This is a genomic window from Polyangiaceae bacterium, assembly GCA_015075635.1.
Classification (GTDB): domain Bacteria; phylum Myxococcota_A; class Polyangia; order Polyangiales; family Polyangiaceae; genus JADJKB01.
This window is the reverse complement of sequence record JABTUA010000002.1, coordinates 477265-494980: the sequence shown is the minus strand read 5'-3', so window position 1 is coordinate 494980 and position 17716 is coordinate 477265. Positions and strand designations below refer to the sequence as shown.

The following is a 17716-nucleotide window of genomic DNA, read 5'->3' as shown; positions in this document are numbered from 1 at the left end:
GAGGGTCCGGCATGTCGCGAGCGAAGTGGACGTCGTTCTTCTTGGTGACTGGTGCCGCCAGTCTGGTCGTTGCGTGTGCGGAGCCCGGCAGTGATCTCGGCACTGACGCGAGCGGAGGGGCTCCCGCGAGCGGCGGGGCCGCGGGTGGGCCGCCGGCGAGCGGCGGCTCCGGCGCGACGCCCGGCGCTTGCAACGCCGGCTGGGCCGACTGCGACGGGGACGCGGCGAACGGCTGCGAGACCAGCACCAGCGCCGACGCCTTCAACTGCGGCGCCTGCGGCAACGTCTGCAAGCTCTCGCACTCGTCGGCGCAGTGCGAAGCCGGCGCCTGCGTCATCGCCTGCCTGCCTGCCTGGGGCGACTGCGACGGCGACGCGAAGAACGGCTGCGAGGCCGCGCTGACAAGCGCCGACAGCTGCGGCGCCTGCGGCGTGAAGTGCAGCGGCGACGGTCCGAACACCAAGGGCAGTTGCAGTGCCGGGGCATGCAAGAGCGAGTGCGCCGAGGGCTTCGACGACTGCGATGCCGCTCCCGGATGCGAGACCGCCGTCGGCAGCGATGCGAAGAACTGCGGCGCCTGCGGCCACGACTGCGGCGGGCAAGCCTGCGTGAGCGGCGAGTGCGAGCCCAGCGTCGTGTACAGCGACCCGAACGCCAGCCCGACGGGCCTGGCCCTCGGCGAGAGCGCGGTGTTCTGGACCGACACCTACTTGGATCAGATCGGCACGGCGCCGAAGACCGGCGGCAGCCCGAAGATCCTGGCGAGCGACACCTCTTCGCCCTGGGGCATCGCGGTGGACGCGACTCAGGTCTACTGGGCGAGCGACTGGGACGAATCGGTCTGGAAGATCCCGCAGTCGGGCGGCGCCAAGACCAAGCTCGCGGACGTGCCGAGCTCCGGCACGACGGCCGGTCTCGCGGTCAGCGGAGCCACGCTCTACTGGCTGGGCGCGGACGCGCTTCGGGCCACGCCCGTCGCCGGCGGCACCACACAGGTCTTGGGCACTGCCTCGACCCCCAGCAGCCTCACGCTGGTGATCGACGCCGGCAACGCCTACTGGGGCAGCTGGTCGGACGGCAACGTGATGCGCATGCCGCTCGCAGGCGGCGCCCCGTCGGTGCTCGCCAGCGCGTCGTTCCCGAACGACGTGGACGCCGACGCAAGCTCGCTCTACTACGGCGACGACAACGGGCTCTGGAAGGTGGCCAAGTCGGGTGGTGCGCCGACGCAGCTCGCGAGCGTGATCGGCGGGGTCTACAACGTCGCGACGGACGGCGCGCACGTCTACTACTCGGAGGGCACGCTGCTCTACCGCGTGCCCGTCGCGGGCGGAAAGCCGCTCAAGCTCCGCAGCGTGAGCGGCATCGGGCAGATCCGCCTGGACGCCGGCTTCGTGTACTGGACCGACGGCGGCAGCGGCAGCGTGCTCCGGCTGCCGAAGTGATCAGGGCGGGCAGCAGGCCAAACACGCCGACGGGTAGCAGTACTGGTTCTTGCAGCAGGTGAAGCCGTTGCTGCAGGCCATGGCGCCGCAGGCGGTGCCGCCGTCGCCGGGCGGTCCACCGCCGAAGTTACCGAAGCCGCCGAAGCTGGCGTCGGTCCCGCCGCCGAAGCCGCCGAAGTTACCGAAGCCGCCGAAGCCGGAGTCGGTGCCGCCGCCGAAGCCGCCGAAGTTGCCGAAGCCGCCGAAGCCGGAGTCGGTGCCGCCACCGAAGCCGCCGAAGCCGCCGTCGAACCCGCCCTGACAACAGAAAGTGCAAGACGTCTGGTAGCAGTACTGGATGCTGCCCAGGCTGCAGCAGCTCTGGCTCGGACCGCAGGTCTGGAAGCCACACTGCTGCGGCCCGCCGTCGCTGCTGCCCCCGCCGATGCCGCCGCCACCGGTGCCGCCGCTGCCGCCGTCGATCACGCTGGGGCAACAGTTGTTGCAGGTCGCCGGATAGCAGTACTCGAGGCCGGGACAACAAGCCTGGTCCGAGGCGCAGGTCATGCTGCCGCACTGCGTGCCGCCGTCGCTGGTGCTTCCGCCACCTCCAGCCGCGCCGCCAGCGCCGGCGGTCCCGCCGCCCGTGTTGCCGCTGCCGCCGGTGGCGCTGGTGCCGCCCGAACCGCCGGAGCCGCCCTTGCCGGTACCGCCCTTGCCACCCGTGGACGTGCCGTCGCTCTCGGAATCGCCGCCGCAAGACGACGCCGTGAGCCCGCACGCCAGAAGCACACTCGCCAACGCAAACGACCTGCGCATGTCTCGACCTCCAGCCCGCTACGCAGGATACGGCATCGGGCCGCGCCTTGCTCGAAAGAAATCCGGAGCCCGGCCCCCCGCGGCCGTGCGACTCTAGCCCGCGGATGGGGAAGCGGCGCGTTCGGAAGGTCGTTTCGTTGGGGATGTTCGCCCTGCTGCTCGGCCTGGGGCGCAACGCCCGAGCGCAGTCGAGCGCGGCGGAGAGCGCCATGGACGACTGGTTCACCGGCGAGCGGAACGAAGCGTTCGTGTTCTTGGGGCTCGGCACGGTATCGGCCGGGACGGGCGCCTACCTCCTGACGCGAGACACGGCCTTCTCTCGCGGCGCCGGTTACACCGCCCTCGCGTTCGGCGCGGTCGAGATGATCTTCGCCTCCACTTACGTGCTCGGTCTCGCTCCCCTGCACGACGAGCTGAAGGCCGACCTGAGACGGGATCCCGTGAAGTTCCAGCGCGACGAGCGCGAACGCATGAACGCCATCGCGGACCGCTTCGTGCTGTATCGCTACACGGAGCTCGGCATCCTCGCCGCTGGCGCGGGGCTGGCCACGTACGGCTTCGTGTACGAAAAGCCCACGCTCGCCGGCATCGGCGTCACGGCCGGCGCGCACGCCGTCCTCGTCCTGACCCTCGACTACTTCGCCGAGAGCCGGGCTCAGCGCTACATTCGGGCCCTGGAGCGCTATCGCGCCGAGGCGACTACCCAGCCGCTACGCCGCGGCTGGGGGTTCCAAGCGCCCCTCATGAGCGGCGCGTTCTGAGCGCAGCCTACCTGATGAAATTGGCGATCCCCGTGCCGCTCGGCAGCGAGAACACGGCGCCGGAGTCGATGTCCTGCAAGCGCGCGGTCCAGGCGCCGGAGTCGTAGCTCGAGGCGAGCACGCAGTGTCCGCTCTCGTCGATCGACGGCTCGTTGAACGAGCTGGAGAACTCGCCGAGCCGAGGCTCCGCGGGGTTCCTCACGAACTGGAGGCTGTCGCCGACGATCGCTCCCTTGGGCGCGGGGCTCTGCCAGATCTCGCCGGGGGTGCCGCAGTAGGTGTCGCTGCCGTCGGAGCCGAGAATGGCCGTGGTGCCCGCGCGCTCGACCAGGCCGAGCACGGCGATGGAGGCGAGGGGCAGGCCGAGCGGGTGCTCGCCGTCCGCCGCGCGCTTCCAGACCCGAAGCTGTCCGCCTTCGATGCGCGAGGTGAGCACTGAGCCATCCGACGCCAGGTATCCCGGCCAGCCCGCGTTGCAGTAGAACGACAGCTCGTCGTCGATCCCCGGCTCCGCCGGCGGAACGAAGCGCACGCTCTGGTCGTCCACGTTCACCACCAGCACGTCGGCCTTCAGCCACTCGCTCCGACGGATCAGCACGAAACCCTCGTCGCGAGCCTGCGCCACGTGCGGCGGCTCCGCGTCCTCGGCGCCGAACGCGCCCAGCGGCACGTGCGCGGTGCCGCTCGGGGAGCCGAGCCACAGCTCTCGCGTCGGCCCGTCCACGCGTGCCAGGCGCGAGCCGGCGCGCCACACCTGGTCGCTGCCGGAGTGAAAGACCTTTGTGGAGCCGCTCTCGTGCACGAAGGCGGTGGTGGTGTTCGTCTCCCAGCTCTTGCGCGCGGGCACCCAGCCGTCCCGGACCGGTCCGATGGGGATCCAGCTGCCCAGGCTCTTCGGCTCGCCGCCGTCCCAGATGAAGCCCTCGTTGCTGGTGCCCGCTTGGACCGAGAAGACGACGCGCCCGTCGTCCGCCACGAAGAGCCCCGTGACGATGCCACCCATGAAGGCGCGCTCGGCGAGCTTCGAGCCGCGCCGATCGAAGAGCTCGATGGAGTTTGGCGCGCTGACCGCCGTGTACGCTGCCAGCGCGATGCGGTCGCCGCCGGCGGCGACCTCGGCGTTGAACCCGGGCGTCTCGGGAGAGTGCGCGTGCGCGAGCAGGGACGACCCGTCGTGCCGCACGAACATCACGCCCGCCTCGGCTTGGTGCCAGAACAGCACGTCGTCGGCGTGATCGATGGGCGCGCCGGGGCAGACCAGGCTCTTGGCCTGGGGCAGCGGCGAGGGCGCCGGGGGTCCGGGCACGGGTGCGGGCTCCGGCGGGCTCTCGATGGACACGCCGCCGCAGGCGGAGATGGCGAAGGACGCGAGGAAGGTGAAGGCGAAGCGCTGCATGCCTTCTGGATGCCACCCTGGCGCCGTTCGCACCAACAGAATGATTCGAATGCATCATCCTGATTTGATCAACGAATGCGTTCCTTCGGGGCTCACTGCGTGCTCTTCACGTACGCGGAGATCTCCGCCGCCGCGAGCGTGCGGCGGTAGAGCGCGACCTCGTCGATCACCCCCACGAACCAGGAGCCGGCGCCGGCGATGCTGCCGTCGGCGGCGACGCTGCGGCAGCCGATGCCGAGCCCGGTCGGCTGATCCTCCAAGCTGCCCGACAACGCGCGGGTGAAGACCTCGGCGCCGTCCACGTAGTGGCGCACCGTGGCGCCGTCGTAGGTCACTGCGATGTGGTGCCAGGCGCCGGGGCCGACGCTGCCGGTTCCGTACCACTCCCAGGGCGTACCGCTCACCGCGATGGCTTCCTGCAACAGATTGCCGGAGCACTGGATGCCGAATTCGTAGGCGTTCTCCTTGTTCAGGATGATGCCGCGATCGGCGGGGGAGCAGTCGCCTTTGGTCGTCACCCAGGCGCTCACCGAGAGCGCGCTCTGGCCGACCATGTCGAGCAGCACCGTGTCGGGCACGCTCAGGCACTTCCCCGCGCCGATCTCCAGGCCCTGGCCGAGCTTGCCCGGGACCAAGCTCGCCCCGTTGAGCGCGCCGTGATGCCCCTTGCCACTCGAGTCGTTGCCGTTGCCCTCGAAGCGCCAGTTGCCGATCAGATCGGGATCTTCGACGCCGCACAGGCCTGCCACGCAGGTGAGCCCCGACTTGCAGTCGCTCGGGACCTGACAGCCCTTGCCCGCCGAGCAGCCCAAGCAGCCGCCGCCGCAGTCGATGTCGGTCTCGGTCGCGTCTTTCACCGCGTTCTCGCAGTGGCACTTGCCGCCGATGCAGGCGCCGAGCACGCAGCTCGCGCCGCAGTGGCCGCAGTGCTTGGCGTTGGTCTGGACGTCCACGCAGCCGCCGGCGCAGCTGCTCTGTCCGCTCGGGCAAGACGCGGCGCACTGGCCCGCCGCGCAGAGCTCGGCAGCGGTGCAGACCTGGTCGCACGAGCCGCAGTGCTGCGGATCGCTCTTCAGATCCACGCACGCGGCAGCGCAGTCGGTCGTCCCGGGACCGCAGCCCGCCGCACACTTGCCCTGCGAGCAGACCTGTCCGGTGGCGCAGACCTTGCCGCAGGCGCCGCAGTGTTTCGGATCCGAGCCGAGGTCGGTGCAGCTGCCCTTGCACAGGGCGGCGCCGGCCCAGCACGGCCCCGCGTCGACGCCGACCGCTGCGTCACCGGCAGACCCTCCCGCGCCCTTCGGTGCCCCGTCGTCGCCCGAGCTGCAGGCGAGGGGCCCAGCGACCCCCAGGGCGAGGGCGAGGCCGGCAACGGCTCGCCGATCCATTCGAAGAGGGTGCGTTCCAGCCTGCGGCGCTGTCAAGGTGGCCCGAGACGCTCTAGCTTGGTCCGCATGCCGCCCGCGCAGCGTCGCTTTCGGCTCGCGCCGATGTCCGCGGTGTTCTGGGTGATCACGCTGGTGGTGCTCGGGCTCCTGCCGCTGTTCGTGATCCTGTCCCTCGGGGGCGCGCCGCTCTGGCTCGGCGTCGTTTTCCTCGCGCTGATCTGCGCCGGGACCTGGCTCACCATGCGACCGAGCGCGTTCGTCGTGGGCCCGGACGGTCTCGAGATCGTCTGGCCGGCCCGGCGCTGGCACGTCGCGCGGCGCGAGATCACGAGCGCGCGGGTGGTGAGCGCACGCGATCTGCGTCCGCTGCTCGGTTTCGCCGTGCGCGTGGGCGTCGGCGGCCTCTGGGGTACCTTCGGTCTGCTCTGGAGCAAGAAGGCGGGTTGGGTGTCGTGTTACGTGTCCCGCGTCGACGAGCTCCTGTGGATCGAGCGCCGCGGCGCGCGTCCTCTGCTCCTCTCCCCAGAGCGCCCGCACGAGGTGGCGCGGCTGCTCTCACCCGAGCCGAGCTAGGAGCTCCCGGACCAGACGCCGGGCATCCCGTTCGCCCGCGAGGGCGCGGGTGGTGTCCAGCCGCGCCAGCCGCGCCAGCCGCGCGATGAGCCGGGTGTGACCCCGCCCGCCCGGGTGCACGTGCGCGACGAGCAGCCGGACGGGCTCGGCGTCGGGCGTGTCGCACGGCACGGGACGCCGCAACGTCACGACCACCGCGCTAGGACGCGCGCCCTCCACGACCAGGTGTGGCACCGCGAGCCCGCCGCCGAGCATGGAGGCGTTGGCACGACCCCGCAGGAGCTTGGGATCCAGCTCGATCCCGATCAGGAACATGAACAGGAGCAGCCCCACCTGGCTCGCCAGCCCAAGGAGCGGCAGCGACTGCGTGGGGAAGACGGCGCTGGTGAATCCCGGCCAGAGCCAACCGACCAAGGAGGGGCCGAGCAAGATGCCCGCCGAGATCTCGGCGATCACCATCGGCTGCCCCAGCCAGCGTGTGAAGACGCCCAGCGCCCGCGATACCACGACGATCAGCGCTGCCTGCGCGATGAAGCGCGCGAGCGGGTCGACGAGCCAGGCCGCCACCAGCCGAGGGTAGGTGCTAAGTGAGCGCTTATCAAGCAGGGGCGACGCTGGGCGGCTCCTCCGGCGCAGCGAGTCGGCAAGTCAGCGTCAAGCGAACGGGCTGCGCGTCGTCAATCGCGGGAAGCGACTGAAGTCCCGGTCCCGTGACCAGAGCTCTGCGACGTCATGTGCCAAGCAGAGCGCCGCGATGCGCGCGTCGTGCACTCGGGGTCCTGCGATCTTGGCGCTGACGAGCAGCTCACGGAGCGTGCCCCAGTATTCGCCTGGCTCCGCGAGGAGCACGCAGGTCGGTGACTCGAGCCACGCTTCGACTTGCTCGACGGCCGCTGCGATCGGAGTCGGCGGGTCATAGATGCGTGGGTGTGTGACCACCCCGAAGAACTCGTGCACGCATGGCCAAGGCAGCGCCCACTGCTGCTTCCCTTCGGCCAAGCCACGCAGGCATTCCTTCGCCTGATCGTGCCAAGGCGAATCCGACCGATGGGCATACACGAGGATGTTCGTGTCGACGGCGATCACGCGCCGTGCCCGTCGTAGAGCTCGTCGCGGATCTTCTCCCACCCGGCTTCACGGAACTCCGGAGTGAGGCCCTTGCCGCCGAAGCTGGCATCCCGAAGCCTGAAACGCCCGCGCTTCGCCCTTCGCTCTCCGAGCACTCGCCGCAGGCCGTCCTCGATCAGCTGGCGCAACGTGGTGCCCTCCCGGGCCGCCAGCCGCTTCGCGTCGTCGAGCAGCGCGTCGGAGATCTCGACGGTCGTCTTCATGGCGGTATGGGTAAGAAGATATGGCTGTATGGGTACTGGGTCAAGCGAGCCACAGCCCGGGCAGCCGGAGCAAATCGCTCAGCCGCTCGGACGCGGATCAGTACGCCACGCCCGAATACGGGCACTTCGCCTTCCACTTGTCGCAGTCTGGTGCGGGCGGCATGCAGTCGATGCTCTGGGGGCAGATCGCGTCTTGCTCGCAGCCGCAGCCGCACGCGTTCGAGAACGGCGTGGTGTTGGGCGGGCAGGCGTACTTGATGGTCATGCACTCCTGCTGGCTCTTGCCGACGTAGTTGCGCCACCATTCCTTCGTCGCGTCGCAGGCGCAAGCCAGCTCGGTACACGACACACCCTGCGTGGTGCACGAGCACTTGTTGCAGCCGTCGAGCGCCGGAAACGACTCCCCGACCTGGTACTCCTTACCGGCGTAGACGCAGACGGGCGCGCAGTAGGCCGTCGTGCACATCACCATGCCGCCGGCGCCACAGCTGCAGCTGTTGCAGCCGTCCCCCGCCGGGAAAGACTCGCCCTCCTCGTAAGTCTGTCCGTTGTAGACGCAGGTGCTGGGGCACGCGAGCTTGGTGCACGAGACGGAGCCGCCGGACTCGCTGCACTGGCAGGTGTTGCACCCGTCCGAGGCCGTCCAGGTCGAGCCGGGCCAGTGCTGCTCGCCCTCGTAGGTGCAGAAGGTGGTGCCACCGCCCGAGCCCGAGAAGCCGCCTGAGCCCGAGAAGCCGCCGGAACCCGACGACCCTCCGGCGCCGCTGGCGCCGCCGGTCCCCGGCTCCTCCGAGACGGAGCCTCCGCAGGCGGCCAGGGCCAGGGCGAAGAACGCGCAGAAGCATGATCGGGCTGTCGACATGTGGCTCACCTTGTGCCGGAAATTCCCGGAAACCGGGCTCCGCTGGGCCGTCTTGAAAGATCCGTGCCGAGCCCTCAGAGCACGAAGCGCGCGCCCTGGCCCGCGTCGAGGTTCGTGATGGTCACGGCGATGACCCCGGCCGCGTCCACCTCGTAGCGCTCCTCGATCAGCGGTCCTCCGTCGGAGAGCCGGCACACCGGTGTCGCCGGCAGGGCCTCGGTGGCGAGCCCGCCGGCGAAGGGGAAGAACACGTCGGCGTGGGGGGTGATGTCGCCGGTCGGGTCGCCGTGCTCGTCGATGTGCCCCGACTCGACGAAGCGGAAGTGGCCGATGTTGTGCGCGGCGCGATAGCGGCGCACCGCGCTCAAGGGCTCGCCTCCGCTCGTGGGCATGGGCGTGCCCTTGGCGAACACGGGGTCGAACACCGAGAGCTGACCGCGCTCCGCCTCGCGGAACACGCCGAAGTGCCGCGACAACCGCTCGCTCAGCCCGAGCGGGCTCTGGCTCTCGTCGCTGGCAGCCAGGATGGCGCAGCCGATGGCGGTGGCGGCGGCGGGGTGCGGCGAGCGAAACACGCGGCGCCCGAAGCGCTCGCGCACCACGCGGTGCACGACCGGCAGCCCGCTGGCTCCACCCACCATGTAGATGCCCGCGATGTCGCCGCCGCTCTCCTCCTGGCGGAGGGCTCCCACGATGGGCTCGAGCGCGTCGAGCGTGGCCTCGACCAGCGGGCGCGCGCGCTCGTAGAAGTCCGCGAGCTGGATCACCACCGGCGCCTCCGGCGCGTCGTCCCCCAGCGCCTCGAGCTCGAGCACGACCTTCTTGGTGTTGGCGTGGATCGACTCCTTGACCGCGCGGCACTCGCGCAGGAGCTCGCCGTGCTGGTGCGCCGAGGCGGCGGGCGGCTTGCCCGCGCGCTCCAGGGCCAGGGCGAGCAGCACGCGATCGAAGTCGTCGCCGCCGAGCTCGGCGATACCGGCGGTCAGCGCGACGTCGTGGTGGCCCTCGGCGATGTGCACCAGCGCGGCGTCGAAGGTGCCGCCGCCCAGGTCGTAGACGATCACGTGCTCGCGGCGCGACGAGAGCGTGTTCTGGTGGCGGTGGGCGTATTCGATGCCGGCCGCGGACGGCTCGTTGATCACCGCCCGCACGACGAAGCCCGCGCGCCGGAAGGCGTCCAGCGTCACGAAGCGCTGGGTCGAGTGCGCGTTGGCGGGCACGCTGATCACGGCCTCCAGCGGCTCGCGGAGCAGGCTGGCGACGTTGGAGCGCGTGAACAAGTCGCGCCGGAGCGCCGACAAGAAGCTCTGCACGAGCTCCCCCGGAGAGACGCTGAGCGAGCCGACCTGGATGGTCTGATCCTGGCGCGTGCTCGCGAGCAGGCGCTTCCACGAATGGAGCGCGGGAGCTCCGTCGCGCTCGGCGGCCTCGGCGTCCAGCCCGTGCACCAGCCGTCCGTCGGCCTCGGCGCTGATCGTCGGCCAGTGCTCGACCAGATCCCCGTCCAGCCCGGTGAACGCCACGCTGGGGTAGTTGCCGCGGTCGTGGAAGGCGACCAGCGTGCGCGTGGTGCCGAGATCGATGCCGAGTCGCATGCTGCTCAGTGAGTGAAGGGTTGCTCGGTGTAGCCCGTCCAGGTCGCCTTGATGGCGGCGGCGGCGGTCTTGCCCTTGGCGACCAGGATCAGCGGCAGGTCGATCAGGTCCACCACGTCCAACATGTCGGCGAACAGGCTGGCGACGTAGCCCTGGTCCAGGTCCTTCACCTTGCGGTAGCTGCACGCGGCTCGGTACACGAGCCGCCCGTCCTTGCGCACCGTCAGCGTGCCCTGGTGAAACGCGGCGTTGAACAGGTTGGCGAAGGCCAGGAGCTCCGCGCGGCGCGTGCGGGGCGCCTTCACGCCGAACACGCCGTACAGCGCGACCAGCCCCGGCTCGTGGACCAGGTGCACCTCGGCGAGCACGTCGGGGCCGCGCAGGTCCACGGCGAAGTAGTTGGTCTCGGCCTCGGGGTCGTACTTCTCCTCGAACTTCAGACCGAGCCGTCCGAGCACGTTGCGGACGGTCTCGAGCTGGCGCCGCGTCGAGGCGGCCGCGGGTTGCTTGGCGGGCATGGCCGGAACATACCCCGAGACGGTAGGCTCGGGCGCGATGGAGCGCTTCAAGGGCAAGGTCGCGTTGGTCACCGGGGCGTCGGCGGGCATCGGCCGCGCGGTCGCGAAAATGCTGGCAGAAAACGCCATGCGCGTGGCGGTGTGCGCGCGGCGAGCCGAGCGGCTCGCGGAGCTCGCGGCGGAGCTCCCCGCGGCCGACTGGCTGACCCGGAGCGTGGACCTCCGGGACGAGGCCGAGATCGGGGCGCTGTTCGCCGAGATCCGCCAGCGCTGGGGCGGCGTGGACGTGCTGGTGAACAACGCGGGGCTCGGCCACGACGCGCCGCTGATGAGCGGGCGGACCGAGCAGTGGCGCGAGACGCTGGAGCTGAACGTGCTCGCGCTCTCGGTGTGCACCCGCGAGGCGCTCTCCGACATGCGCCGGCGCGGCGACGACGGGCACGTCGTGCACGTCTCGAGCATGGCGGCGCACCGCGTTCCCCCGGGGAGCGGCATGTACTCCGCGTCCAAGTTCGCGGTGCGCGCGCTGACCGAGGCGCTGCGCCAGGAGCTGCGCGAGGCCGGCAGCAAGATCCGCGTCAGCGCCGTGAGCCCGGGCTACGTCGAGACCGAGTTCGCCGCGCACTACTTCCAGAGCCAGGAAGCGGCGAAGAAGACCTACGGGCGCTTCAAGGTGCTCGAGCCCGCCGACGTCGCCGAGGCGGTCCGCTACCTGCTCTCGGCCCCGCCCCACGTGCAGGTCCACGACATCTTGATGCGGCCGACGCAGCAGCCGAGCTGAGGCGTCGAAGCCCATTGATAAATCTAAAGTTGCAGTTTAGATTCCTCAAATGCCGATCTACCGGCGCGAGATCACGCCCGTACTCCTGCGTGCAGCGAGGAGCTTTGGGGCCGTGGTGCTCACCGGCCCTCGACGTGCCGGCAAGACCTTCACGTTGCGGCGGACCTTCCCGGGCGCGAGCTACGTGCAGCTCGAAGACCCAGACGTGCTCGCGCAGGTGCGCAGCGACCCCCGGGGCTTCCTCGACGATCTGCGGACGCCGGCGATCCTCGACGAGATCCAGAACGCCCCCGAGCTCTTGCCCTACGTGCGGAGCCGGATCGACGCTGCTCCGTCGAAGAAGGGCCGGTGGCTGCTCACCGGCTCGCAGGACTTCTCGCTGATGGGGGGAGTCTCCGAGTCGATGGCCGGTCGCGCGGCGGTGCTGCAGCTCTTGCCGCTGTCGGCCCGCGAAGCGGGGCGCTGGGACCTGATCTTGGGCGGCTACCCCGAGGTTCGACTGCGTCCGAAGGGGGCGCCGCTGTGGTTTCGATCCTACGTGCAGACCTACCTGGAACGCGACGTGCGCGCGGTGACCGCCGTGCGCGACTTGGTCACGTTCCGGCGCTTCCTCGGCCTGCTCGCGACGCGCAACGGCACCCCTCTGAACAAGTCCGAGCTCGCGGCCCCGCTCGGGGTCAGCATCCCCACGATCACCCAGTGGGTCAGTGTGCTGGAGACCACCGGTCTGATCCAGCTCGTCCCGCCCTACTTCGAGAACCTCGGCAAGAGACTCTTGAAGACGCCGAAGCTCTACTTCATGGACACCGGTATCCTGTGTCACCTGCTCGGGTTGGAATCGCGAAGCGCGCTCCAACGCTCGCCGCTGTCCGGGCTGGTGCTCGAAGCGTTCGTCGCCAGCGAGATCGCCAAGCGCCGAGCGTTCGCCGGCCGGGCGCGCGAGCTGTACTACTTTCGCGACCAGCAGGGGCTCGAAGTCGACTTCTTGATGGCCGAGGAGGGCGGCGGAGTCGTGCTCGTCGAGGTCAAGGCGGGCAGGACGGTGCACCCGAGCGACGCGCGAGGGATCGCCGCGCTCCTGCCGCGGATGGCACGGGGCGCGCGCGGGCTCGTGCTGCACGGCGCGGCGCGCGGGACGCCCGCCGAAGGGGCGCTCGTCCCAGGAGTGCGCCGACAGAGCATCGACGCATTCGTCGGCGCCCTCGGCGGGTGAGCTCAGACCCGTTCCAGCCGCGCCCGCACGTGCTTGTGCCAGGGCGTGCCCACGAAGGGGTCGCGCTCGTCCAGGCTGGTGAGCTCGTTGGGCGCGACGCCGGGACGTTCGTCGCCGTAGCTCGTGCCCAGGCCGTTGGGCAGGCTGACGTGGCCCGGCTGCATCGTGTCCGAGACCTCCACCGTCACCAGCGCCGTGCCGCGCCTGGTGGTGAGGCGGAGCTCTGCGCCAGTCGCGACGCCCAGCGCGCTGGCGTCGCTGGGGCAGATGCGCAGCGCGCCGGCGGCGTCCTTGTTGCGCCAGGCCGGATCGCGGAGGAGCGTGTTGGCGGTGAAGGAGCGGCGCTCGCCGGCCGAGAGCACGAAGGGGAAGCTCAGGTCCGTGGCGTCCGGCGCCGAGCCCAGGCAGCGCTCGAGCTCCTCGAGCAGATCGGGCAGCTCGAGCTGGATCTGCCCGACGCGTTCGAGCACCTCGTTCCAGTCGTCCACGGCGAAGACCACACCCGAGTGCCGCTCGAGCATCGCCTGGAACAGCTGCTCGGCCATCTGGAGCGGCGTGCCGGAAAAGCCCGCTCGCGCGACCGACGGCGCCCGCTGCATCACCAGCCGGAGCGCCAGGCCGAAGAGCACCGCGCCCTCCTTCAGCTCGGCTGGCAAATCGAGCGTGCGGTACAGGAGCACCGCCACCTGGGACGACCGGCGTGGATCGCCCATCACCTGGCTCATCAGCGCCTCGGCGTAGGCGGCGCGCCCCTGGGCGGCGGCCGCGCGGAGCGGCTCGAGATCGGCCTCGGTCACGGCGCCGAGGGCGGTGGCGAGCCGTGCGTGGATCTCGGCCTCCGGCAGCGGCCCGGGAGGCGGCGCCAAGAGCCGCGGCCGGAGCTGGAAGCAGTTCTCCGGGAACTCGAAGTTGAAGAACGAAGCCTCGGCCTTCTCGTACTGCGTCGCCGCGGGCAAGACGTAGTGGGCCAGCTTCGCCGTCTCCGTCATCGCGACGTCGATGACCACCAGGGTGTCCAGCGCGGAGAGTGCCTCTCGCATGCGCGGCGAGTCGGCCAGCGAGTGCGCGGGGTTCGCCGACTCGACCAGCATGGCGCGGTAGCGCTTGTCGTGGTCGCTGAGGATCTCCTCGGCGATCACGTTGCAGGGGACCAGGCCGCTGATGATGGGCGCTCCGGCGACCGGGCTCTTCTTGCCGGTCGAGCCGCTGATGAAGGGCACGAGCGGGGTCGGCACGTAGTGGCTGCCGGGTTTGCCCAGGTTGCCGGTGAGCACGATCAGGAGCCGGTGCAGGTAGCTCACCAGCGTCGAACTCTTGTTCATCTGCACGCCCAGATCCTCGAAGCTCGCCAGCGAGCGAGCCTGGCCGATGGCGCGGGCCGCCCGCCGCACCAGGGCCTCGTCGAGCCCAGCCTTCGCCGAGCACTCCGCGACGGACACGGAGGCGAGGGCCTTCTCCACCGCATCGAGCCCCACGGCGTGCGCGCCCAAGAAGGCGCGGTCCAAGAGGTCCTCCTGCACCAAGACGCCCAGGAGCGCCGCGAGCAGCCAGGCGTCGGTGCCGGGGCGCACCTGAAGATGAATGTCGGCCAGCTCGGCGGTCTCGGTGCGGCGCGGATCGATCACGATCAGCGTGCGCGCGGGATCTCGTGAGATCTCCCGCAGCGTGATGCGCGCCCGCGGGATCGAGTGCGAGTGCCAGGGGTTCTTGCCGATGAAGAGCGCCACCTCGCAGTGCTCGAAGTCGGCGCGAGTCGCCGCGCCGAGCATGCGATGGCTGACCCAGATCTCCCCCGTCTTCTCCTGCGCCAGGGCGTTGGAGCGGTAGCGGGAGCCCAGCGCCGCGCGGGTCGCGGTGGCGTAGGCGCCGGGCAGGTGGTTCGCCTGGCCGCCGCCGCCGTAATAGAAGATGGTCTCGCCGCCGTGTGTGTCGCGCACCTTCCCGAGGCGCGCCGAGACCTCGCTGATGGCCGTGTCCCAGTCGATGGGCTCGAACGTACCGTCCGGCCGGCGCCGGAGCGGCGAGGTCACGCGGTCGCGCGCGTGCTGGTAGTAGTCCAGCCGGTGCGCCTTCTCGCAGGCGTAGCCGCGGGAAACGGGGTGCCGGCGGTCGCCGCGCAGGCGGACCAGGTGTCGCCCCGCGTCGCCGCCGAGCTCCACCTCGATGCCGCAGTTGCACTCGCAGAGAATGCAGGCCGTGGGCTTCCAGCTCATGACACGCGGTGCTCCCACATGCCCATCTCACCCAGATCGCGATAGCCCATCTTCGCATACACCGGGCGACCCAGCGGGCTCGCCTGGAGCGAAGTGCTGGTGGCGCCACGCGTCCGCGCTTCAGCCAGCGCGCGGCCGAGCAAGCGACCCGCGAGGTTCTTGCCCCGCGCGTCGGGCAGCGAAGCCACCCCGGTCACGCCGCAATCGCCGTCCGGGCTCTCGTAAACGATGGCGCAGGCGGCGGGCCGACCGTCGGCTCGTGCCACGTAGCCTCTCCAGCCGTCGTCGGCCGGCCAGCTGGTGAGCGCCGCCTCGAACGCCGGCGGAGGAAAGCCGTAGGCCTGGTCGTTGATGCGCGCGAGGAGCCCGAGGTCGCGCGTTGCTTCCCAGTCCAGGTCGCCTGCTTCGGGGATCGCGAGCTCGCTCATGGCCGCCGCCATCGCCGCTGGTCGGGAGTCGAGCTTGTGGCCGCGCGCCGCCAGGAAGTCGGCCATCGCGCGGTCGCCCGGCCCGACCCAGACGGTGAAGGCGCGCACGCCCGCGTCGGCGAAGCTCGCCGCCAGCTTCGGGTACGCAGCTTCGAGCGACGCCAGGCTGTCCGGCACGACGCAGTTGAAGAGCGAGCGGTCGGGAGCCGCCGGGGAAACCGCCGCGATCACGCCGGGCAGGCGCTCGAGGTACGCGCTCCCCGATCCGGAGCCCCAGAGCTCCGCTTCGGCGATCAAGCAGGTGTGCACGCGGCGCAAGAGCTCGGCGTCGTCCATGCCCGGGAATGTCGTGGTGCTGCTGCAGAGCCGCAAGCCGCCCCTTGACGGCCGCGCGGGCGTCGCTATCCTGCATTTTCGAATGAACGTTCGGGAAAAGGGGCAAAGGCCCCGCGGCCGCCCGCCGGAGGGCGACAAACAGCGCCAAATCCTGGACGCCGGCCTCGGGCTGTTCGCCGAGCGCGGCTACCACGGCACCGCCGTCCCCGCCGTCGCGGAGGCCGCGGGCGTGGGCACCGGCACCATCTACCACTACTTCGAGAACAAGGAGCAGCTGGTCAACGCGGTGTTCCGCGACGCCAAGTCGCGCATGCGCCAGGCGCTGTTCCACGGGCTCGTGATGAACGCGGAGCCGCGGGACATGTTCCTGGAGATCTGGCGCCGGCTGGCGCGCTTCGCGCGCACGGACCCGATCGCGTTCCAGTTCCTGGAGATGCAGGACCACGTGCCCTACCTCGACGAGGAGAGCGTCGCGCTCGAGCGCGAAGTGCTCGCGCCGCTCTGGTTCGCTGGTCGCGCCATCTCCGAGGGCGGGCAGAAGCGAGTGCTACCCGCGGAGACGCTGATGGCGCTGGTGTGGGGTGCGCTCGTCGGTCTGGTGAAGGCCGAGCGCCTCGGCTACCTGAGCGTCGGGGACGAGACGCTCGCTCGAGCCGGCGAGGCCGCCTGGGCCATGGTGGCCGAAGGCGCCGGAATGAACGTCGGAGCTTCGCGTCGCACGCCGCGACCGCGGGCTCGCAGTTAGGGAGGATACGAACATGTTGACCACCGAAATGAACACCCAAGCCCGCCGCCCCGAGCTCAGCCTGGACGACCTGGCTCGGAAGTCCTGCGCGGAGCTCGAGGCGCTGTACCGCGGCGGAAGCCTGCCGGCGTCGCTCCGCGCCGTGGACGGCAAGCTGACCGGACGCATGCTCGCGGTGCGCGGCCTCGGAAGCGGGCCGTTGGCCAAGGGGCTCAGGAAGCTCGCGGCGTCGCGCGCGTTCGTGTGGGGCGGGAAGTCCTTCGAAGCCGAGTCCGATCGCGCTGGTCGCGGCATCAACCGCGTGCAAGCGCCGGGCGTGCTCGGGCGCCAGAACCTGTTCCCGTTCACGACTCTGTTCGCGGCCTCCGCGATCGACGGCAAACCCGCCATCGTGCTCGACTACGCTCACCCGGAGAACCCGCCCTACATCCGTGCCATCCACGACGAGATCCGCGAGGTGGCGCCCGGCTTGTACCTGGGCCCGGCGATGTGGAAGACGGCCAAGGGACCCCGCACCGTGCTCTGGTTCGCCCTCGACACGGGGAAGCGATGAGCGCGCGGCTCACCCACGCGCCCCACGTCCTCGTCACCGGGACGTCCGGCGCCATCGGTGGAGCTCTGGCCCGAGAGCTCGCCGCACGCCGGCCGCGCGCGCGCCTCACGCTGGTGGACAAGGTCGAAGCGCCCTCGGCGGAGCTCGCGCGCGAGCTCGGCAACGCGCGGGCAGAGGTCGCGGATCTGTCCGACATCGACGCCATCCCGGCGTTGCTCGAGCGCGTCGGCCCGGTGGACGGCCTGATCAACGCCGCGGGCTTCATGGACGTGCGGCGCTTCGAGCGCTTCGAGTGGGAGGCGGCCTGGAAGCTGCTCGCCGTCGATCTGGTGGCGCCGCTCCGGCTGTTCCACGAGGTGAGCTCCGGGATGCTGGCGCGCGGCGGCGGCTTCGTGGTGAACGTCACCAGCATGGCCGGGCGCGTGCCCATCCGCGGCTGCGCCATGTACGGCGCGGCCAAGGCCGGGCTCTCCATGGCGTCCGAGATCGCCCACGCCGAGCTCCGCCCCCGAGGCGTCCACGTGGTCACGGTCTACCCGGGCCCGGTGGCTTCGGCCCTCGAGCGCGGCGCGCGCGCCCAGCTGCGCGAGTCGGCCATCGCCCGCGCCATCCCCATGGGCAAGGCCCGCGAGCTCGGGCGCCTGGTGCTCGACGCGGTGGAGTCCGGCGAGCCGCGAGTGGTGTATCCGAGCTTGTACCGGGTCGGCTTCAGCGCCGTCGGCTTCGCTTCGAGGGTGGCGCTGGCGTTCGGACCCGAGCCGATTGGCTGACAAAAATCAG

Annotated in this window: 19 protein-coding genes; 8 read left to right on the top strand and 11 right to left on the bottom strand. The window is 70.8% G+C overall.

The genetic code is table 11. The annotated features are described in order from the left end of the window. Nucleotides 1–11: 11 nt before the first annotated feature. Complete coding sequence (locus tag HS104_18490) at nt 12–1445, top strand: hypothetical protein (GenBank protein ID MBE7481953.1); 1434 nt, start codon at nt 12–14, stop codon at nt 1443–1445. Here the strand turns inward: HS104_18490 and HS104_18485 are convergent, their stop codons facing one another. After that, nucleotides 1446–2243 carry a hypothetical protein gene (locus HS104_18485; GenBank protein ID MBE7481952.1) on the bottom strand — a complete coding sequence of 266 codons (798 nt, stop codon included), beginning with the start codon at nt 2241–2243 and terminating at the stop codon, nt 1446–1448. Between the two features lie 143 nt (nt 2244–2386). On the opposite strand from HS104_18485, the gene HS104_18480 reads away from it, so the two are divergent. Then, nucleotides 2387–3004 (top strand): hypothetical protein, encoded by a 618-nt coding sequence (locus tag HS104_18480; protein ID MBE7481951.1) that lies wholly within the window; start codon nt 2387–2389, stop codon nt 3002–3004. 7 nt (nt 3005–3011) lie between these two features. On the opposite strand, the gene HS104_18475 is transcribed toward HS104_18480, so the two are convergent. Both HS104_18475 and HS104_18470 read right to left on the bottom strand, forming a co-directional pair. Beyond that, complete coding sequence (locus HS104_18475) at nt 3012–4400, bottom strand: hypothetical protein (GenBank protein ID MBE7481950.1); 1389 nt, start codon at nt 4398–4400, stop codon at nt 3012–3014. A 92-nt stretch (nt 4401–4492) separates the two neighbouring features. Beyond that, entirely contained in the window at nt 4493–5788 is a 1296-nt protein-coding gene (locus HS104_18470) for a hypothetical protein (protein MBE7481949.1), read from the bottom strand. Nucleotides 5789–5854: 66 nt separating this feature from the next. Here HS104_18470 and HS104_18465 point away from each other — a divergent pair, with 66 nt between their 5' ends. Continuing rightward, nucleotides 5855–6361 (top strand): hypothetical protein, encoded by a 507-nt coding sequence (locus HS104_18465; GenBank protein ID MBE7481948.1) that lies wholly within the window; start codon nt 5855–5857, stop codon nt 6359–6361. Here HS104_18465 and HS104_18460 read toward each other — a convergent pair. From HS104_18460 to HS104_18435, 6 genes are all read right to left on the bottom strand, one after another. Continuing rightward, a complete protein-coding gene (locus HS104_18460) occupies nt 6344–6892 on the bottom strand; it encodes a cation:proton antiporter (GenBank protein ID MBE7481947.1) in 549 nt (182 codons plus the stop codon). The genes HS104_18465 and HS104_18460 overlap by 18 nt on opposite strands. Before the next feature lie 123 nt (nt 6893–7015). Next, the gene (locus HS104_18455) at nt 7016–7447 is read right to left on the bottom strand and encodes a PIN domain-containing protein (GenBank protein MBE7481946.1); all 432 of its coding nucleotides are present in this window, start codon (nt 7445–7447) and stop codon (nt 7016–7018) included. Further along, complete coding sequence (locus tag HS104_18450) at nt 7444–7692, bottom strand: type II toxin-antitoxin system VapB family antitoxin (protein ID MBE7481945.1); 249 nt, start codon at nt 7690–7692, stop codon at nt 7444–7446. The genes HS104_18455 and HS104_18450 overlap by 4 nt, the downstream gene beginning before the upstream one ends. A gap of 97 nt (nt 7693–7789) precedes the next feature. After that, a complete protein-coding gene (locus tag HS104_18445; protein MBE7481944.1) occupies nt 7790–8554 on the bottom strand; it encodes a hypothetical protein in 765 nt (254 codons plus the stop codon). 74 nt (nt 8555–8628) lie between these two features. After that, complete coding sequence (locus HS104_18440) at nt 8629–10149, bottom strand: Hsp70 family protein (GenBank protein ID MBE7481943.1); 1521 nt, start codon at nt 10147–10149, stop codon at nt 8629–8631. A 5-nt stretch (nt 10150–10154) separates the two neighbouring features. Then, nucleotides 10155–10667: a YbjN domain-containing protein gene (locus tag HS104_18435; GenBank protein MBE7481942.1), complete on the bottom strand. Its 513-nt coding sequence runs from the start codon at nt 10665–10667 to the stop codon at nt 10155–10157. A gap of 37 nt (nt 10668–10704) precedes the next feature. Here HS104_18435 and HS104_18430 point away from each other — a divergent pair, with 37 nt between their 5' ends. Further along, on the top strand, nt 10705–11448 hold the full coding sequence (locus HS104_18430) for an SDR family NAD(P)-dependent oxidoreductase (protein ID MBE7481941.1): 744 nt from the start codon (nt 10705–10707) through the stop codon (nt 11446–11448). Nucleotides 11449–11497: 49 nt separating this feature from the next. Next, nucleotides 11498–12661, top strand: coding sequence for an ATP-binding protein (locus tag HS104_18425; protein MBE7481940.1), 1164 nt, complete (start codon nt 11498–11500; stop codon nt 12659–12661). 2 nt (nt 12662–12663) lie between these two features. Here HS104_18425 and HS104_18420 read toward each other — a convergent pair whose 3' ends face one another. Together HS104_18420 and HS104_18415 are read right to left on the bottom strand one after the other, a co-directional pair. Beyond that, on the bottom strand, nt 12664–14874 hold the full coding sequence (locus tag HS104_18420) for a molybdopterin-dependent oxidoreductase (GenBank protein ID MBE7481939.1): 2211 nt from the start codon (nt 14872–14874) through the stop codon (nt 12664–12666). Then, entirely contained in the window at nt 14871–15638 is a 768-nt protein-coding gene (locus tag HS104_18415; protein ID MBE7481938.1) for a GNAT family N-acetyltransferase, read from the bottom strand. The genes HS104_18420 and HS104_18415 overlap by 4 nt, the downstream gene beginning before the upstream one ends. Before the next feature lie 82 nt (nt 15639–15720). Between HS104_18415 and HS104_18410 the strand changes: the two genes are divergently transcribed. Genes HS104_18410 through HS104_18400 form a run of 3 tightly spaced genes read left to right on the top strand, consistent with a single transcriptional unit; the run spans nt 15721 to nt 17706 of the window. Next, nucleotides 15721–16383, top strand: a complete 663-nt coding sequence (locus HS104_18410; GenBank protein MBE7481937.1) for a TetR/AcrR family transcriptional regulator — start codon at nt 15721–15723, stop codon at nt 16381–16383. A gap of 28 nt (nt 16384–16411) precedes the next feature. Further along, nucleotides 16412–16936 (top strand): hypothetical protein, encoded by a 525-nt coding sequence (locus tag HS104_18405; GenBank protein ID MBE7481936.1) that lies wholly within the window; start codon nt 16412–16414, stop codon nt 16934–16936. Then, entirely contained in the window at nt 16933–17706 is a 774-nt protein-coding gene (locus tag HS104_18400; protein ID MBE7481935.1) for an SDR family NAD(P)-dependent oxidoreductase, read from the top strand. Before HS104_18405 ends, HS104_18400 begins: the two co-directional genes overlap by 4 nt. Nucleotides 17707–17716 lie beyond the last annotated feature (10 nt).

Excerpts from the sequence above, each read along its gene's own strand:
- HS104_18490 (MBE7481953.1), top strand. The coding sequence starts at position 12 with ATGTCGCGAGCGAAGTGGACGTCGTTCTTCTTGGTGACTGGTGCCGCC.
- HS104_18485 (MBE7481952.1), bottom strand. The coding sequence starts at position 2,243 with ATGCGCAGGTCGTTTGCGTTGGCGAGTGTGCTTCTGGCGTGCGGGCTC.
- HS104_18480 (MBE7481951.1), top strand. The coding sequence starts at position 2,387 with ATGTTCGCCCTGCTGCTCGGCCTGGGGCGCAACGCCCGAGCGCAGTCG.
- HS104_18475 (MBE7481950.1), bottom strand. The coding sequence starts at position 4,400 with ATGCAGCGCTTCGCCTTCACCTTCCTCGCGTCCTTCGCCATCTCCGCC.
- HS104_18470 (MBE7481949.1), bottom strand. The coding sequence starts at position 5,788 with ATGGATCGGCGAGCCGTTGCCGGCCTCGCCCTCGCCCTGGGGGTCGCT.
- HS104_18465 (MBE7481948.1), top strand. The coding sequence starts at position 5,855 with ATGCCGCCCGCGCAGCGTCGCTTTCGGCTCGCGCCGATGTCCGCGGTG.
- HS104_18450 (MBE7481945.1), bottom strand. The coding sequence starts at position 7,692 with ATGAAGACGACCGTCGAGATCTCCGACGCGCTGCTCGACGACGCGAAG.
- HS104_18445 (MBE7481944.1), bottom strand. The coding sequence starts at position 8,554 with ATGTCGACAGCCCGATCATGCTTCTGCGCGTTCTTCGCCCTGGCCCTG.
- HS104_18440 (MBE7481943.1), bottom strand. The coding sequence starts at position 10,149 with ATGCGACTCGGCATCGATCTCGGCACCACGCGCACGCTGGTCGCCTTC.
- HS104_18435 (MBE7481942.1), bottom strand. The coding sequence starts at position 10,667 with ATGCCCGCCAAGCAACCCGCGGCCGCCTCGACGCGGCGCCAGCTCGAG.
- HS104_18430 (MBE7481941.1), top strand. The coding sequence starts at position 10,705 with ATGGAGCGCTTCAAGGGCAAGGTCGCGTTGGTCACCGGGGCGTCGGCG.
- HS104_18425 (MBE7481940.1), top strand. The coding sequence starts at position 11,498 with ATGCCGATCTACCGGCGCGAGATCACGCCCGTACTCCTGCGTGCAGCG.
- HS104_18420 (MBE7481939.1), bottom strand. The coding sequence starts at position 14,874 with ATGAGCTGGAAGCCCACGGCCTGCATTCTCTGCGAGTGCAACTGCGGC.
- HS104_18415 (MBE7481938.1), bottom strand. The coding sequence starts at position 15,638 with ATGGACGACGCCGAGCTCTTGCGCCGCGTGCACACCTGCTTGATCGCC.
- HS104_18410 (MBE7481937.1), top strand. The coding sequence starts at position 15,721 with ATGAACGTTCGGGAAAAGGGGCAAAGGCCCCGCGGCCGCCCGCCGGAG.
- HS104_18405 (MBE7481936.1), top strand. The coding sequence starts at position 16,412 with ATGAACACCCAAGCCCGCCGCCCCGAGCTCAGCCTGGACGACCTGGCT.
- HS104_18400 (MBE7481935.1), top strand. The coding sequence starts at position 16,933 with ATGAGCGCGCGGCTCACCCACGCGCCCCACGTCCTCGTCACCGGGACG.